Source organism: Vogesella sp. LIG4 (genome assembly GCF_900090205.1).
Lineage (GTDB): Bacteria > Pseudomonadota > Gammaproteobacteria > Burkholderiales > Chromobacteriaceae > Vogesella.
Map to the genome: position 1 here is coordinate 1,788,579 of NZ_LT607802.1, position 13,160 is coordinate 1,801,738.

Sequence of the window (13,160 nt, forward strand, 5' to 3'; positions counted from 1 at the left end):
AACAAAAAGGCCGCACCAGCTGGTGCGGCCTGTTTCAGGTGTAAAGCAGCAATCAGCGTGCTGCCCAGGCGTTGAAGCGCTGCTCCAGGTCCTCGCCGTGCTCCACCCAGAAGTTCACGTCCAGTGCCACCGCGTTCTTCAGGTTGGCCGGCCAGGTCGGCAGGTTGGCCGCAGTCTTGGCGTCCACCTTCTGCACGGCCTTCAGATTGGTGGGGCCGTAGGCGATGCGGTTGGAGTACACCGCCTGGTTTTCCGGCTTGCCGGCGTTCTTGATGAAGGCCATGGCTTCCTTGACGTTGGGCGTACCCTTGGGCACCGCCCAGAAGTCCACGTCATAGATGCTGCCGGTCCACACCACTTTCAGGTTCTTGCCTTCCTTCTGCACCGCGTCGATGCGGCCGTTGTAGGCCGAACTCATCACCACGTCGCCGGAGGCCAGGAATTGCGGCGGTTGGGCACCGGCTTCCCACCACTGGATGTTCGGTTTCAGCTGATCCAGCTTCTTGAAGGCGCGATCCACACCGGCCTTGGTGCCCAGCACCTTGTACACGTCGGCCGGCTTCACGCCATCGGCCAGCAGTGCGAATTCCAGCGTGTACTTGGCGCCCTTGCGCAGGCCGCGCTTGCCGGGGAATTTCTTCACGTTCCAGAAATCGGCCCAGTTCTGCGGCCCGGTTTTCAGGATGTCGGCGTTGTAGGCCATGGCGGTGGACCACACGAAGATGCCGGCGCCGCATTCGGCCACCGCCGGTTTCAGGTAGTCGGCCTTGTTGCCCACCTGTTTCCAGTCGATCTTCTCGAACAGGCCGTCTTCACAGCCGCGCATCAGTTCCGGGCCTTCCACTTCCACCACGTCCCAGCTCACCTGGCGGGCATCGACCATGGCCTTGATCTTGGCCATTTCGCCGTTGTAGTCGCCGGCGGTCACCTTGTTGCCGCTGGCTTTCTCGAAGGTCTGGTAGTAGGCGGCGATCTGCGCCTCCTTGTTGGCACCGCCAAAGGACACCACGGTGATGTCCTTGGCCATGGCCGCCGGGGCGCATGCCGCGATGATGCCCAGCGCGGCAAGGTGGGGGATGAACTTGTCCATGCAAAGTACTCCTTGAATGTGTGTAAGGCGGCTGCCCCGTGGCTGGGGTCTGGTATGTGCTGCAGACAGGAAGACGGCGCGGCTGGCGGGTGGCGCGGGCCGGGTACCGGCGGCAAGCGGCTGGCAGGGAGGCGGGGTGCGTGGGCATGGCGGGCAGGGCGCCCGCGATGTGTGGGTGGCAATGGTGGTGGCATCGCAACCCGCGCCTGGTCAGCGGTTTGACCAGGCCAGTCTACGGAGCGGGGTTGTATAGCCAAAATATTTAAAAGCTATTCATAAGATAACTTTAACGTATCCAAAGAGGCCGGCTGCTGCCGCGCGTGGCTTACTCGCTGCCGGCGCGCTCTATCACCAGGATGCGCGCCTCGCCTTGCGGGTGGGCCACGTGTTCGCAGCCGGCGGCGGCGTGGAAGATGTCACCGGTTTCCAGCAGCAGCACCTGCTCGCGGCGCTCGGTGTCGAGATAGTGCATGCGCACGGTGCCATCCAGCACCACGAACAGCTCCTCGCCGTCGTTGACGTGCCAGTGGTAGGGCTGGTCGGTCCAGTGCAGGCGGGCGCTGGCGCCGTCGATGTTGGCGATGTCGCGGGCGCCCCAGGCACGGCTGGCGGTGAAGTCGCGGGCGCGGATCAGTTGCTTCATGGTGAATCTCTCCGGTGTGGTGGCAGCCGACGTTGGCCGCATGGCAAGAACAGCCGCCATTGTGGCGGCCATCAGGCTGCCTGACCGGGGGCGCCGGCGCCGATATGCGGACCTATCGCGCCAGCGTGCTGCGCGCCGCTCAGGGCAGCGCGGCGGCCGATTCCGGCAGCGTGGCGCCGCCATCCACCACGATGGTCTGGCCGGTAATGTAGCCGGCGGCGTCCGAGGCCAGGAACAGCATGGCGGCGGCGATGTCCGCCGGCTCGCCCAGCCGCCCCAGAGGCACGCCGGCGGCTATGCCGGCGTTCAGCGCCGCATCGCCCAGGTTGGCCATGGCCGGGGTGCGTATCATGCCCGGCTCCACGCCGTTGACGGTGATGCCGTGCGGCGCCAGTTCCAGCGCGGCGGCACGGATGAAGCCGTTCACCCCGGCCTTGGAGGCGGCGTAGTGCGCCAGGCCCGGGTAGGCCACGCGCGGGCCGGTAACCGAGGAGGTGGCCAGGATGCGGCCGCCGCGCACGCGCAGCAGCGGCAGCGCCGCCTGGGTGAGCCAGAACAGTGCCGACAGGTTCACCGCCAGCGTGCGCTGCAGCAGCGCCGGGGCGATGTCCGCCAGCGGTGTCAGCGGAAAGTAGGCGGCGTTGTGCAGCAGCACGTCCAGCCGGCCATGCGTGCGGCCAACGTTGTGCAGCAGTTCGCCGATGGCGTCGTGGCTGGCGAGGTCGATGCCGTAGGCGTGTACGTCACCGCCGGCAGCGTTCAGCTCGGCAGCGGTGGCGGCGGCCTTGTCGGCCTGCAGATCGGCGATGATCACGCGCGCGCCGTGGGCGGCAAAGGCGTGGCTGATGCCACGGCCTATGCCCTGGGCGCCGCCGGTGACCAGCACCACGCGGCCGGCAAAATCCGGGGTGTAGCAGGGGTTCAGCATGCGGAGTCTCCGGCGCCGGGCAGGCTGGCGCCTTACGGGTTGGGTGCCGCTCAGTCGAGCGCGTGGCGGGTGGTGTTCAGCACCTGGGCGCTGGCGCCCACCGCGAAGTTGGACAGCACGCCGAAGTCGCCGCCCTGGTAGCCGACGATCTTGCCGTCGGTCTTGCCGCGCGCCAGGTCGATCAGCACCACGCCCAGGGTGGGGATGATCTTCTCGCGCCACACGAACAGGTACAGCTGCTCGGCCAGCTTGATGTAGTGGCAGCGGTCCACGTCGGCCAGGCCCTGTTCCACGCCCTGCAGGCATTGCCAGGCGTAGAAGTTGTCGTTGAGGTAGATGTGTTCGTAGCACTCGGTGCGGCTGTAGCGGTACTGGTTGCGCATGCCGATCAGCTCGCGGGTGGCGTGGTGCAGCTCCTCGCCGGGGTTGGCCGCATGGTCCACGGTGCCGTGGCTGATGCGGGTGTTCACGGCGGTCAGCTCCAGGCCCTGCGCCACGCGGCGGAACGGGTCCAGCCGGGTGGCGGCTTCGTCCGGCAGCTGGCCGTCCACGCGGGTGTACAGGCCGCGCGCCAGGTCCAGCACCAGGCTCAGCGAGGAGGCGGCCGGCACCGGCGGCAGGCAGTCGACAAAGTACAGGCTGTTGCGCAGCGAGGTGACGCGGCAGGGGGCGTTGATGTCACTTCCGGCGTCGTGCAGCGTCAGGCTGCCGTCGGCAGCGAAGCTCAGCGTGCAGGCGGCGCCGGCGGCGTCCAGCAGCTGGAAGCTGCGCCCGGCAAGCTCGCTGCAGGCGGGCAGGGTGTTGTTGTCGGGGGCGAAACCGTCGGCCAGTGCGCCGACCTGGATGAATACCGCTTGCTGTTCCATTGAATGCTCCATCGCGTGTGCAAGCCCCGGCGGGGCGATGGCAGCAATCTAGCGGGCCGCCGCCGGGCGGCCCATCAACCGTAGGGATGAGGTGGCTAGAACGGGCGGTCGCCCAGGATGGTGGCGCGGTGCATGATGCGGTGCGCCGGGCGGTAGTCGTCCACCGCGTAGTGCTGGGTGCTGCGGTTGTCCCAGAACGCCACGTCGCCCGGCTGCCAGCGCCAGCGCACGCTGAACTCCGGGCGGGCGTAGTGGGCGAACAGGAAGCTCAGCAGCGCTTGGCTTTCCGCCGGTTCCAGCTCGTTGATGCGGGTGGTGAAGCCGTCGCTGACGAACAGCGCCTTCTCGCCGCTTACCGGGTGGGTGCGCACCACCGGGTGGCTGACCGGCGGGGTGGTGCGGCGGGTTTCCTCGTAGCGCGCCAGCGCCTCCGGCGTGTGGCCGAAGCGCTCCAGCGGGAACGACTTGGTGAAGTCATGCGTGGCGCTAAGCCCGTCCAGCAGTTGCTGGATGCGCGGCGACAGCGCACGCCAGGCGGCGGTGCCGCTGGCCCACAGCGTGTCGCCGCCGTAGGGTGGCAGCTGGCGTGCGGCCAACACCGAGCCCAGCGGCGGGGTGGCGATGAAGGTGACGTCGGTGTGCCAGATGGCGTTGTCGCGCAGGTCGTTCTGCGCGGTGTCCAGCACCATGATCTGCGGGATGTCGGCGATCTTCGGGTACAGCGGGTGCACGTGCAGGTCGCCGAAAGCGGCGGCGAAGTCGCGCTGCTGCAGCGGGCTGATGTCCTGCTGGCGGAAGAACAGCACCTGGTGATCCAGCAGCGCCCGGGCGATGGCGGCGCGCTGCGCTTCATCCTGCGGGCGGGACAGGTCTATGCCTTCCACCACGGCGCCAATGGCCGGGGACAGGCGGGTAAAGCGAAGGCTCATGGGGATTCCTTGCGGGTAAAGCGGGTGGTTCGATGTGGCTCGGCCTGACTTAGAGCGCCTTGCCATGCCAGGGCGTCAGCACGCGCTGCAGCCGGCGCAGCGCCAGCTCCAGGCTGAACGCCACCAGCGCGATGACGATGATGCCCAGCAGCACGATGTCGGTACCCAGGAACTGGGCGGCGGACTGCACCATGAAGCCCAGGCCGCGGGTGGCAGCCACCAGCTCGGCGGCCACCAGCGTGGACCAGCCGGCGCCCAGGCCGATGCGGATGCCGGTGAGGATGTCCGGCAGCGCGCCGGGCAGCATCACGTGCCACAGCAGCTGGCGGCGGCTGGCGCCCAGCGACAGCGCGGCCTGCTGGCGGATGTGGTGCACGCTGGCCACGCCGTGGCTGGTGGCGATCAGCACCGGGGCGAGTATTGCCAGGAAGATCAGCAGCACCTTGGAGGTTTCGCCAATGCCGAACCAGATCACGATCAGCGGCAGGTAGGCCAGCGGCGGCAGCGGGCGGTAGAACTCGATCAGCGGGTCCAGCCAGTGGCGCAGCAGCGGAAAGGCGCCGATCAGGATGCCCAGCGGCACCCCCACCGCCACCGCGGCCAGCAGCGCCAGCAGCATGCGCTGCAGGCTGGCGGCCAGGTGCTGCTGCAGCGTGGCGTCCATATAGCCCTGGGTGACCAGGGTGTGGAACTTGGCGGCCACCGCGGCCGGCGAGGGCAGGAACAGCGCCGGCAGCAGGCCACTGGCGGACAGCGCCCACCAGCCCAGCAGCAGGCTGGCGATGCTCAGCGCGCTCCATTGCCAGGCGGCCAGCGGGCGCCGTGGGCTGCTGCTGGCCGGCACCGGCGTGGCGGCTGCCGGCAGGGTGTGTTCACTGGGCTGGCTCATGCGGCCTCCTGTTGCTGGGCGCGGGTCAGGCTGGCAAGCAGCGTCTCGCGCAGGGTGATGAACTCGGGGTCGGACTTGATGGCGCGCACGCTCTCGCCGGCCAGGAAGCGCTGGCTGAAGGTTGGCCGCAGGTACTGCACGATGCGGCCCGGGCCCGGCGACATCAGCACCAGGCTGCTGGCCAGGAACAGCGCTTCTTCGATGTCATGGGTGATCAGGAAGATGCCGCGTCGCGACTGCCGCCACACTTGCAGCAGCAACTGCTGCATCTGCTCGCGGGTGAAGGCGTCCAGCGCGCCGAACGGCTCGTCCATCAGCAGCAGGCGCGATCGGCTGGCCAGCGCGCGGGCTATGCCCACCCGCTGGCGCATGCCGCCGGACAGCTGCCACACCCGCTTGCCGGCGGCGGCGCTCAGCCCCACCTGTTGCAGGGTGTCGGCCACGATGGCGGCGCGCTCGGCGGCCGGCACGCCCTGCAGCTTCAGGCCGAAGGCCACGTTGCCGGCCACGTCCAGCCACGGCAGCAGGCCGTCCTGCTGGAACACCACCGCGCGCTCGGCGCCGGGGCCGGTTATCGGCTGGCCGTCGAAGCGCACGCTGCCCTGGCTGGGCGGCGTGAAGCCGGCCAGCACGTTCAGCAACGTGCTCTTGCCGCAGCCGGACGGCCCCAGCGCCACCAGCAGCTCGTCCTCCGACAGCCCCAGCGACACCTGCTGCAGCGCGGGCTGCGCCTGGCCGGGGTAGTGCACGCCGAGCTGGTCTACTTGCAGCAGGCTCATATCAGTTCAGTGCCGCCTGCACGAAACGGTTGGTCACATAGGGGCTGTAGTCGGCCTGCAGGCTGTCCACCTTGCCCTGCGACTTCAGAAACGCCGAGGTATCGCTCACCGCCTTCACGAACGGCTTCTGCAGCAGTGCGCTCTGCTCCTGCAGCGATGGGTAGCGGTTGCCCGGCAGCAGGGCGGTGACTTCCTCCGGCTTGCTGCCGGTGAGACGGGCGATCTTGTCCACGTTGGCCGCATCGGCGGCAAAGCCTTTCGGGTTCTGGTTGTAGCGCTCGAACACCTTGCCGGTGACCTTCACGAACTGCTTGAGGAAGTCCGGGTTCTTCTGCGCAAAGTCCTGGCGCACGATCCACAGGTCGTAGGTGGGCGCGCCCCACTTGCTGACCTCGGCCGAGCTGGTCAGCACCTTGCCGCTGGCCTTCACCTTGCCCAGCGCCGGCTCCCACACATAGGCGCCGTCGATGTCGCCACGCTGCCAGGCGGCGGCAATCTCGCTGGGGCGCAGGTTGAGAATGGTCACCTTGCCGGCATCCACCTGCCAGTGCTTGAGCGCCGCCAGCAGGCTGTAGTGGGTGGTGGACACATAGGGCACGGCGATCTTCTTGCCCGCCAGGTCGGCCGGCTTGCTGATGCCGCTGCCATTGCGCACCACCAGCGCCTCGGACTCGCCGATGATGCCGGTAACCAGGAAGGTCTGGATCGGCAGGCCGCGGCTGGCGGCGGCGGCCAGCGGGCTGGAGCCGATATTGCCGATCGGCACGTCGCCGGAGGCCACCGCGGCAATCACTTCGGCGCCGCTTTCGAACTTGCGCCAGTTGATCTTCTTGCCGGTGGCTTTTTCGTAATCGCCGTCGGCCTGCGCCACCTTGGACGGGTCTACACCGGTCTGGAAGGCGATGGTCACGCCGTCGTCGGCGTGGGCGGTGCCGGCGGCCAGCGCCAGAGAAACGAACAGGGAAAGCAGTTGCGGTCGGGTCATGATGCTCATCCTCAAAGGGCATTTGTGATGAGCCATTTAAAAAGCAAACCCGGTACGGCGTGAAATAAGCAATTGGCAAAAACAAATCGGCGGCGGCGGATTTCGATAGCAGAAAAACTGCTGATGCCGTGATGCCTGCGGCGCCAGGGTTGGCCGCATGAACGCAGCGGCCGCCGCACGCGACACGGGTGCTGGCGGCCTGCTGGTGGGGGGGCGCCGCAGCTGTGGCTACAGCTGGGTAATGTCCTTGCTCACCCGCTTCAGGTGCTGCTCGACATAGAAGGCGGCGGCGGTTTCATCGCCATTGACGATGGCTTCGTAGATCAGCCGGTGTTCGGCGACATACAGCTCGATACGGGCGGCATCGTAGATGCCGTCATCGCGCAGCCGCTGCCACAGCGGCTGTTCCATGTTTTGTGCAATCTGGTCTGCAATTCTTACCAGTAGGCTGTCGCCGGTCATGGCCGCCAGTTCGCGGTGGAACAGCCGGTCGGATTCCGTCCACAGCTGCTGCTGCTGCGGGTCATCGATGTCCTTCACCTGTGCCATGGCGTTCAACAGCCGCTCCGCCTCCGGGCTGCGCTGCGCCTTGCGCGCGGCCATGCGGGCAATGGAGGGCTCCAGCAGCAGCCGTACTTCCAGCGTGGCCATCGGGCTGTCGTCGGTGGCGCTGGCGGCGTGCGTGCCGGCTGGCTGCTGGCTGGGCAGTTCGCGGCAGACATAGGTGCCGGAGCCGCGCAGGGTGACCACCAGCTGTTCGTTCTGCAGCGCGCCGATGGCCTCGCGTACCGCGGGGCGGCTGACGCCGAAGCGGTTGGCCAGCTCGCGTTCCGATGGCAGCCGCGAGGCAGGCGCAAACTCGCCGCTGTAGATGCGCATGCGAATCTGGTCGGCAACCTGTTCGTAGACCAGCTGGGCGCGAAAAGGGGCGGCGTGTTCTTCTGGCATGGCGTGGTTCCGGGCGGTGGCTGTGGTGGAATTGGTCACATTGTCGGCAGAAACTGGCTAATTATCAAAACCAGTTTGTGTCTTTTGTAGTGTTGCTGGTAATAATCGTAGCCAGTTTTGCTGGCACTGGTAAGTATACCAGACCGCTACTGCCGCCATGCGGCCAAGCCTGCTGCCAGCATTTGTTTCTGCCCGGAGGAATTTCCCATGTCGAACCTGAGCGTGCTGACGGCTGCCCAGACTGCCGAACTGCTGCCCTATGTTGCCCTGTGCGAGGAGGTGGCGCAGGCGGCGCTGGATTGCCGCGCCGGCCTGATTCACAGCCCGGAACGGCAGGTGCTGCCACTGCCGGGCGATGCCGTGCTGCTGTCCATGCCGGCCACGGCTGCCGATATCGCCATCCACAAGCTGGTCAACGTCTGCCCGGGCAATCAGCACCATGGCTTGCCGACCATTGTCGGCATGGTCAGCGTCTACGACGCGGCCACCGGCGTGCCCAGGGTGCTGCTGGATGGCCCCACCGTGACCGCCCGCCGCACGGCAGCGGTTTCGCTGCTGGCGTTGCGCCGCCTGCTGGCCGAAGCGCCGCGCCACGTGGCGGTAATCGGTTGCGGCACCCAGGCAGCGGCGCACCTGGGGGCGCTGGCTGACACCTATCCCGGCCTGCGGGTGGATGTGCATGGCCGCTCGGCAGCGCAGGTGCAGGACTTCATCGCCGCCCACCGCCAGCTTGAGCTGTCGCTGCAGCCGGGCGGCGCACAGGTGGCGGAGGCGGCCACGGCCGTGCTGGCACTCACCACCAGCAAGGTGCCGGTGTATGAGCTGCCGGCGCGCAAGGAGCGCCTGTTGATCGGGGTGGGCGCGTTCAAGCCGGACATGGCCGAGTACGGCGCGGTGCCGATTCACGGCAGCCGGATCTATATCGACGACCCGCTGGGCGCCCGCCACGAAGCCGGCGACCTGATCCAGGCCGGCATCGACTGGCAAGCGGTGCACTCGCTGGCCGATGCGCTGCAGGACAGCATCGACTTCGACCAGCCGCGCCTGTTCAAGAGCGTGGGCACGGCGGCCTGGGATCTTGCCGCCGCCCGCTGCGCGCTGCGCATGCAGAACGCCGCACGCTGAGCCGGACCCGTTGCCGCTGCCCGTGGCCCGGGCGGCAGCCTGTAGCTGCCGGCGCTGGCGCCGGCAACCCCGAGCATGACCCGTCGTAGCCCCCCACCCCGAAGGATGTCTGCAATGAAAAAAATCGCTGTCTGTACCCTTGTCGCCCTGGCCTGCCAGGCCGCCGTTGCGGCCAACGTGGTCAAGCTTGGCTTTATCGGCCCCTTGACCGGCCCCGATGCCCACTGGGGCAAGGACAACCAGAACTGTGCCCAGCTGGCCATCGATAGCCTCAACAGCAAGGGGGTGCGGATCAATGGCGAGCCGGTCACCTTCGAGCTGGTGTCGCAGGACGATCAGGAAGACCCCAAGCAGTCCACCCTGGCGGCGCAGCGGCTGGTGGATGCCGGCGTGAAGGCGGTGATCGGGCCGTTTACCTCCGGCACCACCATTCCGGCATCGCGCATCGTCAACCAGGCCGGCATTCCGCAGTTTTCGGTGGCGGTGAACTCGACCTATACCAGCCAGGGCTACCAGAACGCTTTCCGGCTCAGCGCGGTGGATACCCGCATGGGCCCGGCCATGGCGCAGTACGCGCTGCACGAATTGAAAGCCCGGCGCATTGCCATGGTGGATGACCGCACCGCCTACAGCCAGGGCCTGGCGGACAAGTTCGAGGCCGAAATCAAGCGCCTGGGCGGCCAGGTGGTGCGTCGCGACTTCACCACGCCGGGGCAGAACAATATGGCCCCCATCGTGACATCGCTGAAGGCAGCCAAGCCCGACCTGGTGTTCGTGGCACTGTCGGACAACCAGGCGGCGCCGTTTGCGCTGCAGATGAAACAGATCGGGCTGAGCACCAGGGTGCTCAGTGGCGACATGATCCAGACCGAAGACTTCATCAAGCTGTCCGGCAGCAATGGCGAGGGCTTCATGGCCGCGGTGGCCGGCAATGTGCTGGACAGCCGGCAGCAGGGCAAGGAATTCATCCGCCAGTACCAGCAGAAGTACGGCAAGCTGCCGCTGGCCTATGGCCCGCAGCATTACGATGCGGTGATGCTGACGGCGCTGGCGATGCAGCAGGCCAAGACCACCGATGGCGGCCGGGTGGCCGCGGCGCTCAAGACGCTCAGTTTCGAGGGGGCGAATGCCAGCTACCGTTTCGATGCCAAGGGCGATCTGCAGAAGGCGCCGATTACCGTCTACCAGGTAAAACAGGCCAAGTGGGTGCCGATCAAGATCACCAACTGAGCGGAGGCGCCAACAGGCCGTTTGCGCCGCGGGTGAGGTATTTCCCCTGATCTGTCGCCCGGCGGCAGCCGGCCTGTGCCCGGAATCAAGCCCTTGCGCCTGGCGCAGGGGCTTTGTGTTGTCGGCAGCCCGGCGTTGATAAGCTCAGCAGATTTGCTTGTTTCACGCCGCAAGGTTGGCCGCATACAGTGGGCGATCTCCATTCTCTGATGGGTGTCTGCATTGACCGGGCCATGTGCCCGGTCTTTTTTTTGCGCAGCGGTGCGCTACCAGGGCGCCAGCTGCGGCAGGATGGCCTCGGCACGCTGGCGGCAGACCTGGTAATCGGCGGCGTCCAGCACGCTGAAATCGGCGATGTGCAGCCGGCGCAGCAAGGGCTGCAGTAGCGGATCGCGCACGCAGGTCGCCAGCGCCTGGCGCAGCAGGGTAACCACGGCGGGCGGGGTGTCGCGGGCGGTGACCAGCGGCAGGCCGGGCGCGCTGGCGGTGTGGCCGATGCAGCGCAGCTGCGCGAACACTTCCGGCTCCTGCTGCTGCAACAGGTGCACGCTGATGCAGTCCAGCGCGGCGATGTCGGCCTCGCCGGCGGCCAGTTGCCGTGCCGACAGGCGGTGGGCGCCGCTGAAGGTCACGCTGGAAAAGAAGCGGCCATCCTGAGCCAGCGGCGCCACCAGCTCGCGCAGCGAATGGCAGCCGGATTGCGAGTGGGGCTCGTTGCACACCGCGCGGGCGTGGCGGAAGTCGGCCAACTGCTGGCGCGGGTCATCGCGGCGCACCGTCAGCCGGCTGCTGTACTGGTAGCCGCTGCAGCCGGGTAGCGCGTAGTGGAAGGCGCCCAGCACCTGTACGTGTTCGGCCAGCAGCGTGGCAGCCGGGTAGCCGCAGGTCTGGCTCAGCAGCAGCTCGGGGCTGCGCCAGTGAGCCAGGTAGTCTTGCGGCCAACCCAGTTCGGTGGGCAGGCCAGCCAGGCCGCCCGCCGTCAGCCGCCGGCGCAGCGCGTTCCAGAACTCGGCCAGCAATGACTCGTGCGGGTACATCGGCAGGCTGCACAGCATGGGTTTCCTTTCAGTGTGGCGGGTTGGCCTGGGCGTGCGGCGCGATGGCCGCCGCAAGCCAGTCGAACAGCTGGTCGGCGGCGATGGCCAGCAGCGCCACCAGCAGCGCGCCCTGGATCACGTAGGCGGTGTTGAAGCCGCTGAGGCCGACGATGATGGGCAGGCCCAGCGTCTTGGCGCCCACGGTGGAGGCGATGGCGGCGGTGCCGATATTGATCACCACTGAGGTGCGCACCCCGGCCAGGATCACCGGCATGGCCAGCGGCAGCTCCACCCGCCACAGTATCTGCCGTGGCGTCATGCCGATACCGCGCGCGATCTCGCGCACGCCGTCCGGCACCGAATCCAGCCCGGTCATGGTGCCCTGGGTTACCGGCAGCACGCCGTACAGCACCAGGGCGATCAGCGCCGGCAGCTCGCCAAAGCCGATCAGCGGCGCGGTCACGGCCAGCACCGCCACCGGCGGCAGCGACTGGCTGATGGCCAGCAGCGTTTCCAGCAGCGGGCGGAAGTCGCGCCCGGCAGGGCGGCTGACGAACAGCCCGGCGCCCACGCCGCCGACAATGGCGAGGCCGCTGGAGGCGGCGACGATGGCCAGGTGCGCCAGCACCAGGGTGGCAAAGCCTTCCTGCTGGTACAGCGGCCGCGCCAGCTCCGGAAACCAGTGCGAGAACAGCGGTGCGCTGTGCGGCAGCAACAGCAGGCCGGCCAGCAGCAGGCCGCCGCTGAGCAGCAGCGCGCGGCGGGGGCGGGGCGCGCGGCTCATGTCGGCGTGCCCAGCAGGTCGGCAAAGTGCAGCGTGCCGGCGGGGCGGCCCTGCTCGTCCACCACCGGCAGGCGGTCCACGCGGCGGGTGACGAATACCGACAGCGCCTCGCGCAGCGTGCTGTCACGGCGTATCGGCTCACCTTCCACGCGGGCGTAGGGGTGCACATGGCCGGCCACGGTTTCCAGCCCCAGCAGGCGCACGCCCACATCGCTCTGGCCGACGAACTCGCGCACGAAATCGTTGGCCGGCTGCAGCAGGAAGTCATGCGCGCGGCCCTGCTGCACGATGCGGCCCTGGTCCATCAGCACGATGCGCTGGCCCAGCAGCAGCGCCTCGTCGATATCGTGGGTCACCAGCACGATGGTCTTGCCGGACAGTGCCTGGATGCGCGCCAGCTCCTGTTGCAGGCTGCCGCGGGTGACCGGGTCCAGCGCGCCGAACGGCTCGTCCATCAGCAGCACTTCCGGGTCGGCGGCCAGCGCGCGCGCCACGCCCACCCGCTGCTGCTGGCCACCGGACAGCTCGTGCGGGTAGCGGCTGCGAAAGTCGTCCGGCAGCTGCAGCAGCGCCAGCAGTTCTGCCACCCGCGCGCGGATGCGCGCCGGCGGCCATTTCAGCAGGCTGGGCACCGCGGCGATGTTCTGTTCCACCGTCCAGTGCGGGAACAGCCCCACCGACTGGATGGCATAGCCGATGCGGCGGCGCAGCGCCTCCGGCGACTGGCGGCGGATGTCTTCGCCGCCCAGGCGGATGCTGCCGCTGTCCGGCTCCAGCAGCCGGTTGAGCATTTTCAGGGTGGTGGATTTGCCGGAGCCGGAGGTGCCGATCAGTACGGTCAGCTCGCCGGCGGCCAGCGTCAGGGTAAGTTCGCTTACCGCGCTCCAGCCGTTGAAGCGCTTGGTGACGTTATCGATCTCGATCATG

General features: G+C 67.9%; 14 protein-coding genes. 2 read left to right on the forward strand and 12 right to left on the reverse strand.

The features are described 5' to 3' along the window. Positions 1-52 precede the first annotated feature (52 nt). The 9 genes from PSELUDRAFT_RS08345 to PSELUDRAFT_RS08385 all read right to left on the reverse strand — a co-directional run bounded on the left by PSELUDRAFT_RS08345 (position 53) and on the right by PSELUDRAFT_RS08385 (position 8,057). Positions 53-1,090: an ABC transporter substrate-binding protein gene (locus tag PSELUDRAFT_RS08345; RefSeq protein WP_088966407.1), complete on the reverse strand. Its 1,038-nt coding sequence runs from the start codon at positions 1,088-1,090 to the stop codon at positions 53-55. 325 nt (positions 1,091-1,415) lie between these two features. Then, complete coding sequence (locus PSELUDRAFT_RS08350) at positions 1,416-1,733, reverse strand: cupin domain-containing protein (protein WP_088966408.1); 318 nt, start codon at positions 1,731-1,733, stop codon at positions 1,416-1,418. Positions 1,734-1,872: 139 nt separating this feature from the next. Next, positions 1,873-2,661 carry an SDR family oxidoreductase gene (locus tag PSELUDRAFT_RS08355; protein ID WP_088966409.1) on the reverse strand — a complete coding sequence of 263 codons (789 nt, stop codon included), beginning with the start codon at positions 2,659-2,661 and terminating at the stop codon, positions 1,873-1,875. Between the two features lie 50 nt (positions 2,662-2,711). Next, the gene (locus PSELUDRAFT_RS08360; RefSeq protein ID WP_088966410.1) at positions 2,712-3,527 is read right to left on the reverse strand and encodes a MoaF C-terminal domain-containing protein; all 816 of its coding nucleotides are present in this window, start codon (positions 3,525-3,527) and stop codon (positions 2,712-2,714) included. Positions 3,528-3,622: 95 nt separating this feature from the next. Then, on the reverse strand, positions 3,623-4,456 hold the full coding sequence (gene tauD, locus PSELUDRAFT_RS08365) for a taurine dioxygenase (protein WP_088966411.1): 834 nt from the start codon (positions 4,454-4,456) through the stop codon (positions 3,623-3,625). Between the two features lie 49 nt (positions 4,457-4,505). Then, complete coding sequence (gene tauC, locus PSELUDRAFT_RS08370; RefSeq protein ID WP_088966412.1) at positions 4,506-5,345, reverse strand: taurine ABC transporter permease TauC; 840 nt, start codon at positions 5,343-5,345, stop codon at positions 4,506-4,508. Next, the gene (gene tauB / locus PSELUDRAFT_RS08375; protein WP_088966413.1) at positions 5,342-6,124 is read right to left on the reverse strand and encodes a taurine ABC transporter ATP-binding subunit; all 783 of its coding nucleotides are present in this window, start codon (positions 6,122-6,124) and stop codon (positions 5,342-5,344) included. Before tauB ends, tauC begins: the two co-directional genes overlap by 4 nt. Position 6,125: 1 nt before the next feature. Further along, the gene (tauA, locus tag PSELUDRAFT_RS08380) at positions 6,126-7,109 is read right to left on the reverse strand and encodes a taurine ABC transporter substrate-binding protein (RefSeq protein ID WP_231895336.1); all 984 of its coding nucleotides are present in this window, start codon (positions 7,107-7,109) and stop codon (positions 6,126-6,128) included. Positions 7,110-7,337: 228 nt separating this feature from the next. Then, on the reverse strand, positions 7,338-8,057 hold the full coding sequence (locus tag PSELUDRAFT_RS08385) for a FadR/GntR family transcriptional regulator (RefSeq protein WP_088968437.1): 720 nt from the start codon (positions 8,055-8,057) through the stop codon (positions 7,338-7,340). Positions 8,058-8,264: 207 nt separating this feature from the next. Here PSELUDRAFT_RS08385 and lhpI point away from each other — a divergent pair, with 207 nt between their 5' ends. Further along, positions 8,265-9,182 (forward strand): bifunctional Delta(1)-pyrroline-2-carboxylate/Delta(1)-piperideine-2-carboxylate reductase, encoded by a 918-nt coding sequence (lhpI, locus tag PSELUDRAFT_RS08390; protein WP_088966415.1) that lies wholly within the window; start codon positions 8,265-8,267, stop codon positions 9,180-9,182. A 114-nt stretch (positions 9,183-9,296) separates the two neighbouring features. Then, entirely contained in the window at positions 9,297-10,412 is a 1,116-nt protein-coding gene (locus tag PSELUDRAFT_RS08395; protein WP_088966416.1) for a branched-chain amino acid ABC transporter substrate-binding protein, read from the forward strand. Positions 10,413-10,678: 266 nt separating this feature from the next. Here PSELUDRAFT_RS08395 and PSELUDRAFT_RS08400 read toward each other — a convergent pair whose 3' ends face one another. From PSELUDRAFT_RS08400 to PSELUDRAFT_RS08410, 3 genes are read right to left on the reverse strand one after another with little or no spacing between them, the layout of a single operon-like run. Next, positions 10,679-11,467, reverse strand: a complete 789-nt coding sequence (locus tag PSELUDRAFT_RS08400; protein ID WP_088966417.1) for a phosphate/phosphite/phosphonate ABC transporter substrate-binding protein — start codon at positions 11,465-11,467, stop codon at positions 10,679-10,681. A 10-nt stretch (positions 11,468-11,477) separates the two neighbouring features. Beyond that, complete coding sequence (locus PSELUDRAFT_RS08405; RefSeq protein ID WP_088966418.1) at positions 11,478-12,233, reverse strand: ABC transporter permease; 756 nt, start codon at positions 12,231-12,233, stop codon at positions 11,478-11,480. Then, positions 12,230-13,159: an ABC transporter ATP-binding protein gene (locus PSELUDRAFT_RS08410; protein ID WP_088966419.1), complete on the reverse strand. Its 930-nt coding sequence runs from the start codon at positions 13,157-13,159 to the stop codon at positions 12,230-12,232. The genes PSELUDRAFT_RS08405 and PSELUDRAFT_RS08410 overlap by 4 nt, the downstream gene beginning before the upstream one ends. Position 13,160: the final 1 nt, after the last annotated feature.